This window comes from Streptomyces sp. NPDC006450, assembly GCF_040612195.1.
GTDB lineage: Bacteria > Actinomycetota > Actinomycetes > Streptomycetales > Streptomycetaceae > Streptomyces.
This window is the reverse complement of the sequence record NZ_JBEXPT010000137.1, coordinates 1-16,527: the sequence shown is the minus strand read 5'-3', so window position 1 is coordinate 16,527 and position 16,527 is coordinate 1. Positions and strand designations below refer to the sequence as shown.

17 protein-coding genes, 1 tRNA gene and 1 pseudogene are annotated in these 16,527 nt (G+C 72.6%); 10 read left to right on the top strand and 9 right to left on the bottom strand.

From position 1 onward, the window contains the following. Nucleotides 1-272: pseudogene (locus ABZY57_RS28300) on the bottom strand (hypothetical protein); the annotation flags it as partial. Nucleotides 273-513: 241 nt separating this feature from the next. On the opposite strand from ABZY57_RS28300, the gene ABZY57_RS28295 reads away from it, so the two are divergent. The 4 genes from ABZY57_RS28295 (at nucleotide 514) to ABZY57_RS28280 (ending at nucleotide 6,501) form a co-directional block, all read left to right on the top strand. After that, a complete protein-coding gene (locus tag ABZY57_RS28295) occupies nucleotides 514-3,189 on the top strand; it encodes a hypothetical protein (protein ID WP_356516646.1) in 2,676 nt (891 codons plus the stop codon). Nucleotides 3,190-3,377: 188 nt separating this feature from the next. Further along, on the top strand, nucleotides 3,378-5,315 hold the full coding sequence (locus ABZY57_RS28290) for an MFS transporter (RefSeq protein ID WP_356516644.1): 1,938 nt from the start codon (nucleotides 3,378-3,380) through the stop codon (nucleotides 5,313-5,315). Between the two features lie 105 nt (nucleotides 5,316-5,420). Continuing rightward, complete coding sequence (locus tag ABZY57_RS28285; protein ID WP_356516642.1) at nucleotides 5,421-5,630, top strand: hypothetical protein; 210 nt, start codon at nucleotides 5,421-5,423, stop codon at nucleotides 5,628-5,630. Nucleotides 5,631-5,877: 247 nt separating this feature from the next. Further along, on the top strand, nucleotides 5,878-6,501 hold the full coding sequence (locus ABZY57_RS28280) for a sortase (protein WP_356516640.1): 624 nt from the start codon (nucleotides 5,878-5,880) through the stop codon (nucleotides 6,499-6,501). A 62-nt stretch (nucleotides 6,502-6,563) separates the two neighbouring features. Here the strand turns inward: ABZY57_RS28280 and ABZY57_RS28275 are convergent, their stop codons facing one another. From ABZY57_RS28275 to ABZY57_RS28260, 4 genes are all read right to left on the bottom strand, one after another. Continuing rightward, complete coding sequence (locus tag ABZY57_RS28275) at nucleotides 6,564-7,541, bottom strand: helix-turn-helix transcriptional regulator (RefSeq protein WP_356516638.1); 978 nt, start codon at nucleotides 7,539-7,541, stop codon at nucleotides 6,564-6,566. A gap of 308 nt (nucleotides 7,542-7,849) precedes the next feature. Then, a tRNA-Arg gene (locus tag ABZY57_RS28270) sits at nucleotides 7,850-7,922 on the bottom strand. 188 nt (nucleotides 7,923-8,110) lie between these two features. Beyond that, the gene (locus tag ABZY57_RS28265) at nucleotides 8,111-9,349 is read right to left on the bottom strand and encodes an MFS transporter (protein WP_356516636.1); all 1,239 of its coding nucleotides are present in this window, start codon (nucleotides 9,347-9,349) and stop codon (nucleotides 8,111-8,113) included. Nucleotides 9,350-9,354: 5 nt separating this feature from the next. After that, entirely contained in the window at nucleotides 9,355-10,710 is a 1,356-nt protein-coding gene (locus tag ABZY57_RS28260; RefSeq protein ID WP_356516634.1) for an NAD(P)-binding domain-containing protein, read from the bottom strand. Between the two features lie 115 nt (nucleotides 10,711-10,825). On the opposite strand from ABZY57_RS28260, the gene ABZY57_RS28255 reads away from it, so the two are divergent. The 3 genes from ABZY57_RS28255 (at nucleotide 10,826) to ABZY57_RS28245 (ending at nucleotide 12,064) form a co-directional block, all read left to right on the top strand. Next, complete coding sequence (locus ABZY57_RS28255; protein WP_356516632.1) at nucleotides 10,826-11,185, top strand: metalloregulator ArsR/SmtB family transcription factor; 360 nt, start codon at nucleotides 10,826-10,828, stop codon at nucleotides 11,183-11,185. 70 nt (nucleotides 11,186-11,255) lie between these two features. Beyond that, complete coding sequence (locus tag ABZY57_RS28250; protein WP_356516630.1) at nucleotides 11,256-11,579, top strand: metalloregulator ArsR/SmtB family transcription factor; 324 nt, start codon at nucleotides 11,256-11,258, stop codon at nucleotides 11,577-11,579. Nucleotides 11,580-11,590: 11 nt separating this feature from the next. Beyond that, the gene (locus tag ABZY57_RS28245) at nucleotides 11,591-12,064 is read left to right on the top strand and encodes an N-acetyltransferase family protein (protein ID WP_356516628.1); all 474 of its coding nucleotides are present in this window, start codon (nucleotides 11,591-11,593) and stop codon (nucleotides 12,062-12,064) included. Here the strand turns inward: ABZY57_RS28245 and ABZY57_RS28240 are convergent. Genes ABZY57_RS28240 through ABZY57_RS28225 form a run of 4 tightly spaced genes read right to left on the bottom strand, consistent with a single transcriptional unit; the run spans nucleotide 12,057 to nucleotide 14,479 of the window. After that, nucleotides 12,057-12,257, bottom strand: a complete 201-nt coding sequence (locus tag ABZY57_RS28240) for a hypothetical protein (protein ID WP_356516626.1) — start codon at nucleotides 12,255-12,257, stop codon at nucleotides 12,057-12,059. The two genes, ABZY57_RS28245 and ABZY57_RS28240, sit on opposite strands and share 8 nt — an antisense overlap. A 13-nt stretch (nucleotides 12,258-12,270) precedes the next feature. Next, entirely contained in the window at nucleotides 12,271-13,332 is a 1,062-nt protein-coding gene (locus tag ABZY57_RS28235) for an ArsO family NAD(P)H-dependent flavin-containing monooxygenase (protein WP_356516624.1), read from the bottom strand. Continuing rightward, a complete protein-coding gene (locus ABZY57_RS28230; protein ID WP_356516622.1) occupies nucleotides 13,329-14,126 on the bottom strand; it encodes an aquaporin in 798 nt (265 codons plus the stop codon). The genes ABZY57_RS28235 and ABZY57_RS28230 overlap by 4 nt, the downstream gene beginning before the upstream one ends. Nucleotides 14,127-14,164: 38 nt before the next feature. Further along, the gene (locus ABZY57_RS28225) at nucleotides 14,165-14,479 is read right to left on the bottom strand and encodes a metalloregulator ArsR/SmtB family transcription factor (protein WP_356516620.1); all 315 of its coding nucleotides are present in this window, start codon (nucleotides 14,477-14,479) and stop codon (nucleotides 14,165-14,167) included. 76 nt (nucleotides 14,480-14,555) lie between these two features. Between ABZY57_RS28225 and ABZY57_RS28220 the strand changes: the two genes are divergently transcribed. Genes ABZY57_RS28220 through trxB form a run of 3 tightly spaced genes read left to right on the top strand, consistent with a single transcriptional unit; the run spans nucleotide 14,556 to nucleotide 16,422 of the window. Next, nucleotides 14,556-14,927: a hypothetical protein gene (locus ABZY57_RS28220; RefSeq protein ID WP_356516619.1), complete on the top strand. Its 372-nt coding sequence runs from the start codon at nucleotides 14,556-14,558 to the stop codon at nucleotides 14,925-14,927. Between the two features lie 51 nt (nucleotides 14,928-14,978). After that, on the top strand, nucleotides 14,979-15,410 hold the full coding sequence (locus ABZY57_RS28215; RefSeq protein WP_356516617.1) for an arsenate reductase ArsC: 432 nt from the start codon (nucleotides 14,979-14,981) through the stop codon (nucleotides 15,408-15,410). Nucleotides 15,411-15,417: 7 nt separating this feature from the next. Further along, on the top strand, nucleotides 15,418-16,422 hold the full coding sequence (trxB, locus tag ABZY57_RS28210; protein ID WP_356516615.1) for a thioredoxin-disulfide reductase: 1,005 nt from the start codon (nucleotides 15,418-15,420) through the stop codon (nucleotides 16,420-16,422). The last annotated feature ends 105 nt before the right edge of the window (nucleotides 16,423-16,527 follow it).

Genomic DNA, 16,527 nt, shown 5'->3' with positions numbered 1-16,527 from the left:
GCCGAGCCGGCCGAGCCGGCCGAGCCGGGCGCGCCGGGCGCGGAGCCCGAGGCCGCCAAGGCCCGGCCCGCGGACACGGCTGCAGCTGCGGCGGGTTCGGCTCCGAGTTCGGCTTCGGCATCCGCATCGGGATCCGAATCGGGTTCCGAGGACGGCGAGTCCGCTGACTCCGCCGCTCCCGATTCCGATTCCGATTCCGATGCCGTCGGCTCGGTCGAGGGCGAGCGCACGGCGGTGTTCCGCACCGTGACGCCCCCGGCTGCCGATTCCACACCTTCTGGTGATTCCGCTTCGGTGCGTGCGGGTGCCTCGGGTGCTTCCGGTGCCTCGGGTGACCGGCCCGCGACCGGTCCCGCCGTTGGCGGGAGCGCGGCCGAGTCCCGTACCGCTCCGGCGGCTCCTTCGGCGGCCGCCGACCGGTCCGCGCCTTCCGTTTCTGATTCCGGTTCCGCTTCCGGGGCCGACTCCTCGGCCGCGCCCGCGGGCGGCGAGCGTAGGACTGCCTTCGGCGCCGTGACTCCTCGGGCCGACGCGGACCGCTCCACGGGTTCCGCCTCTGACACCGACTGCGACGCCGCCCCGGGTGAGCCCGCGGCTGCCGCCGGCTCGGCGGGGAGCGACCGTACGGCCTCGTTCCGTACGGTGACGCCTCCGGCCGGTACGGGTCAGCCCGAGGATTCCGCTTCTGGAGCCGACCGGGCGCGCGGCGCCTCGGGCGAGCCCGCCGCCGACGCCGGCCCGGTCGACAGCGAGCGCACCGCGGTGTTCCGTACGGTCACACCGCCGCCCTCGGCCGCCCTCGGCCGCCCGGCGGGTTCCGCTTCGGCCCCGGCCGGCGAGCCCACGACCAAGCCCGCCGAGTCCGCCGACAGCGAGCGCACGTCCGTGTTCCGCACGACGGGCACCCCGGCTTCGGGTGCCCCGGCTTCCGGGGCTTCGGCTCCGGGCACTCCGGCGTCGGGCACCAGGACCCCGTCGGATGCCCCGGCCACCCCGGGCACTCCGGCCCCCCGGGACTCCGGGAGCACCCCGGCCTCTCCGGGTACCCCGGCTTCTCCGGCCCCCCGGGACTCCGCGAGCGCCCCGGCTACCCCGGGCACCTCGGGTACCCCGGCCCCCCGGGACTCCGCGGCCACCCCGGCCTCTCCGGGTACCCCGGGAGCCCCGGCGACCCAGCGCCCCCCGGCCATTCCGGGTACCCCGGGAGCTTCGGGCACCCCGGAGGCCCCGGCCCCCAGGGCCTCCGCGAGCGCCCCGGGCAAGCAGGCGCCCTCCGGCGGCCAGGCTCCTCCGCGCACCCCGGGCGCCCCGGCCGCGGCCGGTGATCCGCGTAGCCCCGGCGGCTCCGGTTCCGGCTCCGGTTCCGGTGAGCCCGTCGACAGTGAGCGGACCGCCGTGTTCCGGGCGGTCAAGCCCGGCTCCGGGGACGGGTCCGCTCCGGTCGGCCGGGCGGAGGACAGCGAGCGGACGGCTGCGTTCCGTGCGGTCAAGCCCCCGGCTCCGGCCGCCCCGGCCGACGATGCGCCCGCCGACAGCGAGCGGACCGCCGTGTTCCGGGCCTTCAACCCCGGCACCGCCAACCCCGGCGCGGCCCAGCCCGGCACCGCCAACCCCACCCCCCGGCAGGGCAACGGCGCCGCCCAGCCCGTGCCCCCGCGCGCCGTCGGCGGGGAGCGGGCGAGCACCTTCGTACCGCTGCGCAGCGACGACGTACCCCCGCGGCCCACTCCGGGCACGCCCCCCGCCCCCGGTGCTCCGAGGGCCGCGTCCACCCCGGCTCCGGCCTCGGCCTCGGCCTCGGCTCCGGCCTCGGCTCCGGGTCAGGCTCCGGGGCGGACTCCCGTCCCCGCCGGGGTGCGGACCCCCGTGACGCACGAGTCCGCGGAGCGGACCACGCAGCAGCCGCTGCCGCCCAAGCCGCCGCTCGACATGCTGGCGGACCTCACCAACAACCCGCCCCCGCCGCCGAGCGCGGCGCGGACGGCCGTACGCCGGTTCAAGATCTACGCGCCGATCCTGGTGCTCCTCGCGCTGGTCGTCGCCGTCATCCAGCTCGTGCGCCCGCTGCCCACGCCGACGCTGAAGGTGACCGCGAACACCTCGTACACCTTCGAGGGCGGCGCCCCGAACCTGCCGTGGCCGAAGGAGGGCCAGGCCTACATGGCCGCGGCCGGCCTCGGCCCCGTCGGCAGCTTCGGCGAGCAGAAGCCCGTGGCGATCGGCAGTGTGGCCAAGGCCATGACCGCCTACGTCATCCTCAAGGACTTCCCCATGAAGAAGGGGGAGGAGGGGGCGATGATCCCCGTCGACAAGACGGCGGTCGATGACGGCAAGAAGGAGACCGAGGGCGAGTCCACGGTCAACAACTTGAAGGAGGGCGGCAAGATCTCGCAGAAGGACGCCCTCTCCGCGATCATGATCCCGTCCGCCAACAACGTCGCGCGGCTGCTCGCGCGCTGGGACGGCGGGCAGGAGGCGTTCGTCAAGAAGATGAACGACACCGCCAGGGAACTCGGCATGACCAACACCACGTACACGGACCCCTCGGGTCTGGACGCGACCACGGTCAGCACCGCCGAGGACCAGGTCAAGCTCGGCCTCAAGATCGTCGAGATGCCGGAGCTGATCGCGATCACGATGAAGCCGTCGTGGACCGACTCCACGGGCAAGAAGTGGCGGAACTACAACGACCTGGTTCCGTTCAACGGCTCGCTCGGCATCAAGACCGGCTCCACCACCAAGGCCGGCGGCAACCTGCTCTTCGCCGCCGAGAAGAAGGTCGGCAAGACCAACCAGCTGATCGTCGGCGCGGTGCTGGGCCAGCACGGCGTGCCGATCCTCGGTACCGCGATCGCGGCGAGCAAGGACGTCATGCTCGCCACGCAGAAGATGCTCACGGCCGAGACCGTGGTCAAGAAGGGCACGGTCGTCGGTTACGTGGACGACGGACTCGGCACCCGGGTCCCGGTCGTGGCCACCGCCGACGTGGAAGCGGTCGGCTGGCCGACCCTCACCATCTCCACCAAGCTGGCGGACAACGCCGGCAAGCTGCCGCAGACCGCCAAGGCGGGCTCGGAGATCGGTGTGCTGACCGTCGGTGAGGGCGCCAGCCAGGTGAAGGTGCCGGTGGCGCTGCAGAGCGACCTCGTCGCACCCGGCATCGGCAAGAAGCTGACGCGCCTCGGCTGAGGAGCCGGCCGGGGCGCCGTCCTCGGCCGTCGGCCGAGGCGAGCGCCGAGCCGACCGCTGACGGGTCGGCCGACGCCGCGCACGAGTGCGGAGCGGGCCCGGCGCCCCGGGGGCAACCCGGAGGCGCCGGACCGCGTCTACGAACCGAGGGACGCACCCGAGGTGACCGGAGTGGGGAGTACGTCGGCGTGACCACCGCTGAGCGGCAGGAACAGGGCCGGGAACAGGGCCGGGACCGGGGTCGTGGCCGGGACGAGGCTGCCACCCGCGCATCCCGACGCCCGGAACACCCGGAACCCCTCGATGCCCCCGGCGCCCCGGGCCCGCAGGCCGGCCCCGGGCCCGTCCGCCGCGCCCTCGGCTGGGCCCGTCGGCACCCGGTGGCCGTGGCCACCGCGCTGGCCGGGCTGCTGCACCTGATCTGGTTCTTCGCCGTGGCCAACAGCGGCGGCGACCTCGCCGCACAGGACGCCTGGGCCGAGTTCGTCGGCCGCCATCCCGACTCGGCGTACAACCTCGCCTGGTACGGCGGCATGCACCCGGTCTCGTACAGCGTGGTCTCGCCGTACGTCATGCACGTGCTCGGCGTCCGGACCACGATGATGATCGCCGGTACGGTCTCGGCCGGGCTGCTCGCGATGATCCTGACCCGCTGTCGCGGCGCCGTCCGCGAGCCCCTGTGGCCCGCCCTGGCCGGGGTGTACGGGCTGCTGTGCAACGCCCTGTCGGGCCGCGTCACCTTCGGGCTCGGCGTGATGTTCGCGCTCGGGGCCGTCGCCGCCGTCTTCTGCTGGCCCCGCAAATGGGCCGAGCGGCGCTGGGCGAAGGCCGCCGTGGCGGCTCCGCTCGCGGCGGTCGCCACCGCCTCCAGTCCGGTCGCAGGGCTGTTCCTCGGGGTGATCGCGGCCGCGCTGTTCCTGAACAAGCGGCGCCCGGGCGCGTACGCGCTGGGGCTGGCCCCGGCGGCAGTGGTCGGGCTGTCGGCCTGGCTGTTCCCGTTCTCCGGGACGCAGCCGATGAAGCTGATCTCCGCGGCGCTGCCGTTCGGGTGCGCGGTGGCCGCGCTGGTCCTCGTACCGAAGAGCTGGAAGACGGTCCGGACCGCGTCCGCGATCTACGCCCTCGGGGTGGCGCTGACCTGGGCGATCGACTCCCAGGTCGGTTCGAACGTGACCCGGCTGGCGATGCTCTTCGGCGGGGTGGTGCTGCTCGCGGCCCTCCCGTACGAGGCCCCGCGCACGCGCCGCTGGTACGGGCTGCTCCTCGCGCTCACCGGGGTGACCGCCTGGATCACCGTCAACAGCGTCACCGACATTGTGCGCACCACCCCGCTGGCCTCCTGGAGCCGGGAGCTGGCCCCGCTGGTGGACCAGCTCCAGAAGGCGGGCGCCGACAGGGGCCGCGTCGAGGTGGTCCCGGCCAGCAGCCACCGCGAGTCCTCCGCCTTCCCCGCGTACGTGAACCTGGCGCGCGGCTGGAACCGGCAGGCCGACCTGGAGCGCAACCCGGTCTTCTACGACGACACCCTGACGCCCGACAGCTACCGGGAGTGGCTGGAGCGCTGGGCCGTGCACTACGTGGTGCTGCCGGCCGACAAACCCGATGAGGGCGGGCGCGACGAGGCGAAGCTGGTGCGCGAGGGGCTCCCGTACCTCCAGCAGGTGTGGGGCGACGCGAACTGGCAGCTCTTCAAGGTCACGGACCCCACGAACCTGGTCACCGGCCCCGCGACGGTGGTGCGGGCCGGCGCCGACCAGCTGGTCGTCGACGTGAAGCAGGCCGGCCGGGTCATGGTGCGCATCCCGCATTCCCCGTGGCTGGGCCTGGTGGACGGCGCCGGCAAGCCGGTGGAGCCGCCCCAGGAGACGGAGGCCTCGAAGGCCGCCGGGAAGGCCGCGCCGAAGGGCGCGGTAGCCACGCCCAAGGTCTACGCGAACACGGCCGGATGCCTGTTCAAGGCGGCCCCGGACGGGACCGGGGACGAGTGGACGGAGCTGCTGGCCCCGGCGCCGGGGGAGTACCGGATCGCGGCGAAGTACCAGCTGCCGCGGGGTACCCCGTGTCCGGAGGATCTGCTCTACGAGATGTTCGGGCCGCCGGAGCGCCCGGCTCCGCCGCGTCCTTGATCGACCAATTTTTACGTCCGGTCCGGGTGCGTTGGGCCCTTTATATGCATACGATCCCAGTAGTCCGATTGGGTGCCCCGAGTCTTTTTAGGGAGTGACGACGGGATGAGCAAAGAGCAGAAGCATGACTTCCAGGCGGCTGTAGCGAAGGCCGCGGAAGCAGCCCACCTGCCCCGCGCCGTGCAGCACGCGCACGGCTTCTCCGGCCCCGTCCGGAGCAAGGTCAAGGGCGGAGCGCACACGAAGGCGGAACTCAAGCGGGCCGGGACCCCGCAGGGCGACCGCATCGGCGAGCGCAGCAGGGGCCTCAGCTGAGGGCGGGGCCGAAGGCTGAGTCCACCTCCCTGTCGTGATGCGGCCCTTCCGGCTCAGGCCGGGAGGGCCTTTGTCTCAACGGCTTCGCGGTCCCACGGCTTCGCGGTCTTAACGGCATCGCGGTCTTAACGGCTTCGCGGGGCGGTGTCCGGCCGGCTGTTACGTCGCCGACGGATGACCCAGACATGACCCTCGTACCGTCGTGGTCGTCGCCACCGCAGGCGACGCCGACCCGAGGGAACCACTCATGCGCACCACTGCCCGTACCGCCGCCGTCGCGGCGCTCGCCGCCCTCACCGCGTGCGGGACCCTCACGGCGTGCGGCACCGGCGGCGGCAGGGCCGGGCTGCCGCCGGACCCCGAGGTGGGCAGCACCGCGGCCCCCGCTCCCACGGGCGAGGCCGCGCCCGCCCTCCCGGGGTCGAAGCCGACCGGGATGAAGATCGACGCGGCGGGCGTGGACGCGAAGAAGATGGTCGACCTCACGGTGGACCCGGCCACGGGCGAGCTCGGCGTGCCGAACGCGGACACCGACGCGGACAACCCCGGCTGGTGGACCCAGGGCGTGACCCCGGGCGAGAAGGGGCCGGCGGTCCTCGTCGCGCACTTCGACACGAAGTACGGTCCCGCGGTGATGAAGAACGTCAAGAAGATCAAGCTCGGCGACCTGATCGAGGTGCCGCGCGAGGACGGGAAGACGGCCAGGTTCACGATCCGCGAGATCGAGGACGTCGCCAAGAAGGACTTCCCGACCGACAAGGTCTACGGGGACACCGACCGCCCCGAGCTGCGCCTGCTGACCTGCGGCGGCGACATCGAGAACGGCCACCGCACCAACAACGTCATCCTCTACGCCGACCTGGTGGCCTGAGCACCACCGGAATCCGGTGGGCCGGTGAACCGGTGGGCCGGTGAACCGGTGCGGCCACGTGGTCAGGGGGAGGAAGGCGACAGGTATCCGTACTGGACCGCGCGCATCCCGGCCTGGAACCGGCTGCGGACGCCCAGGTGGGCGAGCAGCCCGGTGATCACCCGGCCCACGGTGCGCGTGGAGACGCCCAGGCTGTGGGCGATGGCCTCGTCGGTCCGCCCCTCGGCCATGAGCCGCAGTACCGCGACCTGCTGCCGGGTGAGGAACTCCGGCTCGCAGGGCGCCGCCGCCGGGCCGAGCGGGGTCGCGGCCTGCCAGATGTGCTCGAAGAGCGTGACCAGCAGGGAGATCAGCCCCGGACTGGTGACCAGCGCCGCCGCGGCCGCGGTGTTCGTCGCGTCCACGGCCACCAGGGCGCTGCGGCGGTCCACGATGGTGAGGCGGTTGGGCAGGACCGGGCTGGTGCGGATGTGGGCTCCGATGCTCTCCAGCCACGTCGCGTACTCCCGGGCGCGGTGGTCGTGGCGGATGCCGTCGAGGTAGACGGTTCGCATGACGATGCCCTGCTCCACGTTGCGCAGGTTCAACGGCCGGGCGGCCTCGACGCCCGCCTGCGACATCTGCGCGTCGGGGGCGAACGACAGCACTTCGGAGCGGGCCTGCGCGGACAGCAGCTCGATCTGGTCCCGGATCGCGTCGATGCCCTCCAGGTACCGGATTCCGGACTGGGGAGACTCCCGCGACGAGGAGTCGGCGATCTCGGCCATCAGATCGACGACGGCGGCCCGCGTGGCCTCCATCCGCTGCTGCTGGGCGGCGAGTTCGGCCTGCTGGCGGGCCTGGAGCAGCTGGAGCGCGGGCTGCGGATCGATGGCGCGCCCCTGCCCGGGATCGCCCCCGCCACCGCGCAGCAGCGCCATTTCGCCGAGCAGGGCCAGCGAGCGGCGCACGCCGTCCGGCGTCAGCGCCAAGCGCTCCGCCAGCTCCGGGACACCGTCCTGGGGGTTGGCCAGTTTGCACCGGTAGACCGATGCGGTCACGTCATCGAGCTCTAGCCGACCGACCATTGCCGCCCACCCCCTGGAAGACCACGCACGGGCCCATCAGCGCAGCTCACATGCCCTACGTACGTGCGTCAGGCTAGCTTGATCGGTCGCTCGATCGAAGGGCGTACGGCACCGAATCCCCGGAAGACATCCGGCCGGGGCTCCCGAGCCCACCCTGTCCTGTGCCGGACATGCCGAGTCCAGGACACAGCCGCCCCCTGGCTCCCCCTCCCGCCTCGGCAACACGCCACCCGCGGACGCCAAAGACCCCCAGCCGAGATCGGCTGGGGGCCTCTGCGCTGTGCCCTCGGCAGGATTCGAACCTGCGACACCCGCTTTAGGAGAGCGGTGCTCTATCCCCTGAGCTACGAAGGCGGGCCTTGCGTGGAACGTGGCTGAACACTCCGCGTGAGAGTCCGGCTCGCCTCGGCAAGGTCCTGGGCTGCCACAAGGGCAGCCCAGGGACAGGGTAGCGGATCAGTGGGGGGCTCTGCGGCTCAGTTCTTGGGGGGTGTGAGGCCTTCTGCGGTCTTTGCGTCCCCGTCGGTGGAGGGGGACGCGCGTCACGTGCGGTGTGAAATCTCCTTCTGGGTACGGCGATCCCAGGAGGAGCCAAGGGTGAGGCAGGCGGCAACGACCGAGAGTGAGGCCAGGGCCGCGAAGAGGTGGGGGTGGCCGCCGAGCGGGCCCGCGAGGGCGGCGCCGGCCCACGGGGCCAATGCCCCCGCGATGTGGGCCGGGGCGCCGAGGACGGCGGAGAGGTGGCCGTAGTGGGTGGTGCCCCAGCGGTCGGTGACCGCGGTGGCCTGGAGCAGGGTGAGGTTGCCTCGGACGACTCCTGCCAGGACCGCGAGGGCGATCAGCAGCGGCATCGGGCCCGGGGTGAAGGCCAGTGCCGCCGTCGTCGCACCGCCGAGGGCGATGAGGGTGGCGGTGCGGGTGGTGACGGATGTGCGGGTCGAGAGGGCCGAGTAGAGGGTGCGGCCCAGTGTCTGCCCCGCCCCGCCGAGTCCGAGTGCCCAGGCGGCTTGTGTCGGCGTGGCGCCGCGTTCGGTGAGGAGCGGGATCAAGCCCATGACCACCGCGTACATCGCGAAGCCGGAGAGGGTGAAGGCCACGGCCAGCAGGATGAAGGGGCGGCTGCGCGGGATGGGCGTGGTGCCGTGAGTGGTGGGTGGTTGGGGTGGGGCGGCGGGCCAGGGGGCGCGTAGGGCCAGGGCGTGGGCGGGGATCGTGACGGTGGCGAGGATCAGGGCCAGGACGGCGTACGTGGCACGCCAGCTCAGGTGCTCCGCGATGGCTGCCGTGAGCGGTGCGAAGACGGTGGAGGCGAGACCGCCGGCGAGGGTGACGATGGTCAGGGCGCGGATGCGGTCCGGGCCCCACCAGCGGGTGAGGGCGGCGAAGGCGGGTGGGTAGAAGGTGGCGGCCATCGTCAGGCCCGCGAGTACCCAACCCAGGGTGAAGACGGCCAGGTTGGGGGCGGTCGCGATCACGAGGAGTGCGAGGGTGCCGAGGACGGAGCCCGCGGTCATCACCGCGCGCGGTCCTCGGCGGTCGAGGATGCGGCCGATGGGGATGCCGGCGACGGCGGAGACGAGGAGCGCGAGGGAGAAGGCGGCTGTCGCGGCGTTGGTGGACCAGCCGGTGTCGGCCGTCAGGCGCGGGAGCAGGACGGGGAAGGCGTAGTAGACGATGCCCCAGCTGGTGATCTGTGTGGCGCACAGGGCGGGCAGCGCGGCGCGCGGCCGCGACCGGGACAGGGGACCGGTCGCGGCCGCGTCGGCCTGGGTGTGGTGCACGGAGGTCAGCAGCCGCCGGAAGAGGCCGGGGCGCCGATCGTGAGGGCGGCCGGGGCCGCGCAGCAGCCTCCTCCGCTGGTCTCCTCGGCCGCCTGGGGCTGGTCGAAGAGGCCGGCGCCGCCGCAGACCCCCGTCTCGGGGAGGGTGAGTTCGACGCGTTCGGCGGCTTCGTGGTCGCCCGCGAGGTGGGCGGCGATGGAGCGGACCTGCTCGTAGCCGGTCATGGCGAGGAAGGTCGGGGCGCGGCCGTAGGACTTCATGCCCACGAGGTAGACGTCCTTCTCCGGGTGGGAGAGCTCCTTCACGCCGTGCGGGTAGACCGTGCCGCAGGAGTGCTGGTTCGGGTCGATCAGCGGGGCGAGGTCGGCGGGGGACTGGAGGCGCTCGTCGAGGGAGAGGCGGAGCTCGTTCACGAAGGTGAGGTCGGGGCGCAGGCCGGTGAGGACGATGACCTCGTCCACGGGGTCCAGGCGGCGGCCGTCCTCGGCGATCAGGACCAGCTGGTTGCCGGTCTTCTCGACGGCGGAGGTGCGGAAGCCGGTCACCGCGTCGGCGTGGCCGTTGTCGACGGCGGCCTTGGCGGCGAGGCCGAGGGCGCCGCGGGCGGGGAGCTGGTCGGCGCTGCCGCCGCCGAAGGTGGAGCCGCTGATGCCGCGGCGGAGGATCCACACGGAGTGGGTGCCGGACTTCTCCTCGGAGAGCTCGGCCAGGTAGGCGAGGGCGGTGAAGGCGGAGGCGCCGGAGCCGATGACGGCGGTGCGCTTGCCGGCGTAGCGGGCGCGGACGGACGGGTCCTTGAGGTCGGGGATCCGGTACGAGATCCGGTCGGCGGCAGCCTTCTCGCCGAGGGCGGGCAGGCCGTCGCCGCCGATGGGGCTGGGCGTGGACCACGTACCGGAGGCGTCGATCACGGCTCGGGCCGTGAGGCGCTCCTCGGTGCCGTCGGCGTTCAGGATGCTGACGGTGAAGGGCTGGGCCTCGCGGTCGGCGTCGACGATGCGGTCGCGGCCGAGGCGGGAGACGCCGGTGACCTGGGCGCCGTAGCGGACCTTGTCGCCGAGGACGTCGGCGAGGGGCTGGAGGTACTGCTCGGCCCAGTCCGCGCCGGAGGGGTAGGCCGCGCCATCGGGGGCGGTCCAGCCGGTGGGGGCGAGGAGCTTCTCGGCGGCCGGGTCGACGAGCTCGGACCAGGTGGAGAAGAGGCGAACGTGCCCCCACTCGCGTACCGCGCTGCCGGCGGCCGGCCCGGCCTCCAGGACCAGGGGCTCGATGTCGCGCTCGACCAGGTGGGAAGCCGCAGCGAGGCCGGCAGGGCCGGCGCCGATGACGACGACGGGCAGGGCTTCGATGGGTGTGCTCACGACAGGCTCCCGGTTTGATTCGATGAACGTCGATGTGCTTCTGGGGTCAGCATCCCACCACGCATAGACGTACGTCAACATAGACATCCGTCGAATTTGGAGGGAGGATTGCTCCATGCCCTCCACGAAGCTGCTGCCCGTGCTCGAAGACGAAGCCGCGGCACCCTGCTGCCCGCCGCTGACCGAGCGCCCGCTGACGGCCGAGGAGGCCGAGCGGACCGCGCTGATGTTCAAGGCCCTCGGCGACCCGGTGCGCCTGCGGCTCTTCTCCGCGATCGCCTCGCACGAGGGTGGCGAGGCGTGCGTCTGCGACATCTCCGACGTGGGCGTCTCCCAGCCGACGGTGTCCCACCACCTGAAGAAGCTCAAGGAGGCGGGGCTGTTGTCCTCGGAGCGTCGCGGGACCTGGGTCTACTACCGGGTGGAGCCCGCCGTCGTCGCCGCGATGAGCCAGATGCTGGGCCGCTCCGCCTGATCCGCTTGCCCGTCGGTGTCTGCGGGCAAGGCTTCCGGACATCTCATTCATCGACTATCGTCGATGATCGATGACTGAGATGACGAAAGCCGGTCAAGGACTGAGTCCCGAGGACGCGCAGACGTACTCCGGCTGGTTCAGGGCCCTGGCGGACCCCATGCGCGTACGACTGCTGAACCTGCTGGCGGAGGAGCGGCGCCCGCTGACGGTCGGGGAGATCACCGAGCGACTGCCCATCGGCCAGTCGACCGTGTCCCACCACCTCAAGCTGCTGGCCGAGGTGCGCTTCGTGCTGCCCGAGCGGCAGGGCACTTCCGTCAGCTACGAGGTCAACGCCGCCTGCCTGGAGTGCTTCCCGGCAGCCGTGTCGGCAATCCTGGGGCGGCGGCCGTGAACATCGTCCCCATGACGCGCGATCACGCCGACAGGGTCCTGGAGATCTATCGGGCCGGCATCGACGAAGGCAACGCCACCTTCGAGACCGAGGCCCCCACCTGGGAGGCCTTCGACGCGGCGAGGCTGCCCGAGCACCGTTTCGTCGCGGTCGACCAGGACGGGAAGCTGCTCGGCTGGGTGGCCGCGTCCAAGGTCTCGGACCGCTGCGCCTACGAGGGCGTGGTCGAGCACTCCGTCTACGTGGATCCCGGTGCCCGGGGCCGCGGGGTCGCCCGCGCCCTGCTCGACGCACTGATCGCGTCGACCGAGGCGGCGGGCATCTGGACGATCCAGTCCGGGATCTTCCCCGAGAACACCGCGAGCCTGGCCCTGCACCAGCGGGCCGGCTTCCGCGTCATCGGCACCCGCATGCGCATCGGCCGCCACCGCGGGGCGTGGCGCGACGTCGTCCTGCTCGAGCGCCGGAGCCCGAAGATCAGTTGAGCCCGCCGTTCAGGGTGAGCTGGCGCCGGTGGAAGTCGAAGTGCTGCGTCGGGTAGCGGTAGAGGTCCGCGAGGGTCATGAAGTCCTTGAAGAAGGGGTCCCGCCGACGCGTCGCCCCGGCTGATCCGCGCTGCCGCTGCCGGTACCGCAGAGGGCAGGAACCCCGCCGGCGATCCGGTGGTGTCCCCGCCATCTGCCGTGGCAGCTCAGCGGCCCAGCAGGTCGGCGATCTCGCGGGCGGCATCGCGGGCGGGGCGGCCGACGCCGATGAGCGTGGCGGAGGCCGGGCCGGTCCAGTCTCCGTAGCCGAGCAGGTGCAGCCGTGGCTCGTCGAGGGCGCGCGTACCGGCGGTCGCGATGCGGCCGTGGGTGCCCCGCAGGCGCATCGACGAGAAATGGGCGAGGGCGGGGCGGAAGCCGGTGCACCAGATGACCGCGTCCGCTTCGGCGAAGGTGCCGTCGGCCCACTCGGCGCCGGTGGGGGTGAGCCGGGTGAACATCCGCTTCGCGTGCAGGAGTCCGGCGTCACGAGCCGCGCGTACGGGCGGCACGGCGACGATGTCGCCGAGGGAGGCGACCCCGCCGGTGTCCGTGCTGCCCGCGTCGAGCGCCTTGCGGCGGGCGGTGGCGGCATCGAAGAGGGCCCGGCCGTCGATGTCGTCGGGCAGGTAGCGGGGAGACCGCTGGGTGACCCAGGTCAGGTCGGTGCCGGCGTGGGCGAGGTCGGCGGCGATCTGGGCTCCGGAGTTGCCGCCGCCCACCACGATGACGCGCTGCCCGGCGAACTCGGCCGGGCTGCGGTACTGCACGGTGTGGAGCCGGCGGCCCTGGAACTCGCGCCGCCCGGGGACGGCGGGCAGGAAGGGGCGGGTCCAGGTCCCGGTCGCGCTGACGACCGCTCGGGCCCGCCAGTCGCCGGAGTCGGTCTCCACGCGCAGGAAGTCGCCGTCGCGGTGGACGGCCGAGACCCACACGCCCCGCTGGACGGCAAGCTCGTACCGCTTCTCGTAGTCGGCGAGGTACGAGACCACGTGCCCGGCGTCCGGGTGGACCTCGCCCTCCTGGGCGGGCATGAACCGGCCCGGCAGCGAGGAGTACGCGGCCGGCGAGAAAAGCCGCAGCGAGTCCCACGTGTGCTGCCAGGCCCCGCCCGCGCCCGCCTGGGCGTCGAGGATGACGTGCTCGATGCCCAGGCGGCGCAGGTGGTAGCCGGCGGCGAGACCGGACTGGCCGCCGCCGATCACCACCACACCAGTGGAACGCGTCATGCCGCAGGCGCTCCGGCATCGTTGCGGCCGCGCAGGAAGATGACCGCCACCAGGGCCAGGCCCACCACCGCGCCCACGAGCTGCACGCCGACGAACGCCGGGACCGAGGCGGGGGCGATGCCCGCGAAGGTGTCCGTGAAGGCTCGGCCGATCGTGACGGCCGGGTTGGCGAAGGAGGTGGAGGAGGTGAACCAGTACGCGGCACCGATGTACGAGGCCACCGCGACCGGGGCGAAGCGCAGACGGTCCGTCCGCGCCAGGCCGAAGATCAGCAGGATCAGACCGGCGGTGGCCACGACCTCGCCGAGGAGGAGGTTCCCGGCGGAGCGGTCGTGCGTGGACCACTTCACCAGCGGCTCGCCGAACATCGCGTCGGCCAGGATCGCGCCCGCGATGGCGCCGGCGATCTGGGCGGGTACGTAGACGGCCAGATCGCGGGCGGTGACACCGCCGCCGGTGCGGCGGGTGCTCCACCACTCGGCGAGGCTGACCACCGGGTTGAAGTGGGCGCCGGAGACCGGGCCGAGGAGGGCGATGAGGACACCGAGGCCGAAGACCGTGGCCGTGGAGTTGGCCAGGAGCTGGAGGGCCACGTCCTGGGTGAGCTGCGTGGCCTGGATGCCCGAGCCCACGACGATCGCGACCAGGGCGGCGGAGCCCACCAGCTCGGCGGCGGCACGGGCCACCAGCGGACTGGCGGGCGGGCTCGCGCCAGGCGCGGGCCGGGGTGGCGCGTCGGCGGGTATCGCGGTGACCGCTGCGGGTGCGGCGGCGACGGGCTCGGTGACGGACAACGGTTCTCCTCGGGCAGGTGAGGGGGAATCCAAGCGGGCTACGGGCAGGACCGCTTGATGTTCGCTTCGGACGTGGCGCGCGCGGTCCGGGCGAGGTCTGCGAACTGACCGGCGACGGCCTCGATGATGTCCGGGCGCAGCTTGTAGTAGGTGAAGCGGCCGCACGGTTCGGTCTCCACGACCCCGGCCTCTCTGAGCACCTTCAGGTGGTTGGAAAGGTTGGTCTGCTTGGCACCGGTCTCTTCCACGAGGTGCGTGGTGCACAGCGTCTCGCGGGAGAGCAGAGTCACGATCTGAAGCCTGAGGGGGTCTGCCAGGACTCGGATCAGTTCAGTGTCGACTGACGTCATCATGTGCTGATACTGTCACATCAGTAGGGGCTGATACCAGCCCGAGCTGACCTTACTGGCTCCCTGGAACAGGACCGCCGTGCCCACGCCCTCCTCGCCCCTCCAGACGGCCGCCGCCCTCCTCGCCCACCGGGCGGGCGAACGCGTCGCCGTCTCCTCCGCGGGCACTCACCCTGCCGACGAGGCGGCGCCGCACATCGCCCAGGTCCTCACCGAGGTGGGCGCGGACCTCTCGGACGCCTACCCCGAGCCGCTGACGGAGGAGGTCGTCGAGGCCGCCGGCATCGTGATCACGACGGGCTGTGGTGACGCCTGCCCCGTGGTGCCCGGCCGCCGCTCCCTCGACTGGCCCGTCGCCGACCCGGACGGCGCACCGATCGCCGTCGTACGCGACATCCGCGACGCCGGCGACGCCCACGTCACCGAGCTCCTCACCCAGCTCGCCCCCTGAGCGTCCCCGCCTCTCCTCCACCGCAGCAGATCTCACCCCAAGGAAGAACAGATGTCCTCCGCTCCTGCCGCCTCTGTCCTGTTCGTCTGCATCCACAACGCGGGCCGCTCCCAGATGGCGGCCGGGTTCCTCCGCCACCTCGCGGGCGACCGCGTCGAGGTCCGCTCCGCGGGCTCCGTCCCCGGAGACCGGATCAACCCCTCCGCCGTGGCTGCCATGGCCGAGCTGGGGATCGACATCTCCGACCAGAAGCCGAAGGTGCTGACCTCCGAGGCCGCGCAGGCGTCCGACTACATCATCACCATGGGCTGCGGAGACGCCTGCCCGTACTTCCCCGGCAAGACCTACCTCGACTGGCAGCTGGAAGACCCGGCAGGCCAGGGAGTCGAGGCCGTCCGCCCCATCCGCGACGAGATCAAGGACCTCATCGAGGGCCTGATCGCCGAGATCGACGCCAAGACCGCGAAGAAGCAGGAGAACTGACCGCATCATGACGACGAACACCGACGCCGCCACCGACGCCGCCACCGACGAGGTGCGCGAGGTCGTCATCATCGGCTCCGGACCGGCCGGTTACACCGCGGCCCTGTACACGGCCCGCGCGCAGCTGAAGCCCCTGCTGTTCGGCAGCTCCATATTCGTCGGCGGCTCGCTCACCACGACCACCGAGGTCGAGAACTTCCCCGGCTTCCCCAGCGGCATCGACGGCCCCGACCTCATGGACAACATGCGGGCGCAGGCAGAGAAGTTCGGCGCCGAGATGATCGACGACGACATCGTCTCCGTCGACCTCAGCGGTGACATCAAACTGCTGACCGACTCCGAGGGCACGGTCCACCGCGCGAAGGCCGTCATCATCGCGACCGGCTCCGGCTACCGCAAGCTCGGCCTCCCGAACGAGGACGCGCTCTCCGGCCGCGGGGTCTCCTGGTGCGCCACCTGCGACGGCTTCTTCTTCCGCGACCGCGACATCGTCGTGGTCGGCGGGGGCGACACCGCCATGGAAGAAGCCACGTTCCTCACCCGCTTCGCCCGCTCGGTCACCATCGTCCACCGCCGCTCCACCCTGCGCGCCTCCAAGGCCATGCAGGACCGGGCGTTCGCCGACGACAAGATCTCCTTCGCCTTCGACAGCGAGGTCGCCGAGATCAAGGAGACGGGCGGCATGCTCTCCGGAGTCGTCCTGCGCGACGTCCTGACCGGCAAGACCCGTGACCTGGACGTGACGGGCCTGTTCGTCGCCATCGGCCACGACCCCCGTACGGAACTCTTCGCCGACCAGCTCGGACTGGACGACGAGGGCTACCTCAAGACCCAGGCGCCCACGACCCGTACGAACATCCCCGGCGTCTTCGGCGCGGGCGACGTGGTGGACCACATCTACCGCCAGGCCATCACCGCCGCCGGCTCGGGCTGCGCGGCGGCCCTGGACGCGGAGCGGTACCTGGCCGCGCTGGCCGACGTACGCGTGGAAGCCCTCGTGCCGGTCGCATGACGGGGCGGGGGGGGGGGGGTGCGGGGGCCCCCCCCCCCCCCCCCCCCCCCCCCCCCGCCCCGGCAGCGCCAGCACCAAAACACCAAACAAAACACCACAAAAAAT

Excerpts from the sequence above, each read along its gene's own strand:
- ABZY57_RS28235 (WP_356516624.1), bottom strand. The coding sequence starts at position 13,332 with ATGACGCGTTCCACTGGTGTGGTGGTGATCGGCGGCGGCCAGTCCGGT.
- ABZY57_RS28255 (WP_356516632.1), top strand. The coding sequence starts at position 10,826 with ATGCCCTCCACGAAGCTGCTGCCCGTGCTCGAAGACGAAGCCGCGGCA.
- ABZY57_RS28250 (WP_356516630.1), top strand. The coding sequence starts at position 11,256 with ATGACTGAGATGACGAAAGCCGGTCAAGGACTGAGTCCCGAGGACGCG.
- ABZY57_RS28240 (WP_356516626.1), bottom strand. The coding sequence starts at position 12,257 with ATGGCGGGGACACCACCGGATCGCCGGCGGGGTTCCTGCCCTCTGCGG.
- trxB (WP_356516615.1), top strand. The coding sequence starts at position 15,418 with ATGACGACGAACACCGACGCCGCCACCGACGCCGCCACCGACGAGGTG.
- ABZY57_RS28225 (WP_356516620.1), bottom strand. The coding sequence starts at position 14,479 with ATGATGACGTCAGTCGACACTGAACTGATCCGAGTCCTGGCAGACCCC.
- ABZY57_RS28280 (WP_356516640.1), top strand. The coding sequence starts at position 5,878 with ATGCGCACCACTGCCCGTACCGCCGCCGTCGCGGCGCTCGCCGCCCTC.
- ABZY57_RS28215 (WP_356516617.1), top strand. The coding sequence starts at position 14,979 with ATGTCCTCCGCTCCTGCCGCCTCTGTCCTGTTCGTCTGCATCCACAAC.
- ABZY57_RS28285 (WP_356516642.1), top strand. The coding sequence starts at position 5,421 with ATGAGCAAAGAGCAGAAGCATGACTTCCAGGCGGCTGTAGCGAAGGCC.
- ABZY57_RS28245 (WP_356516628.1), top strand. The coding sequence starts at position 11,591 with ATGACGCGCGATCACGCCGACAGGGTCCTGGAGATCTATCGGGCCGGC.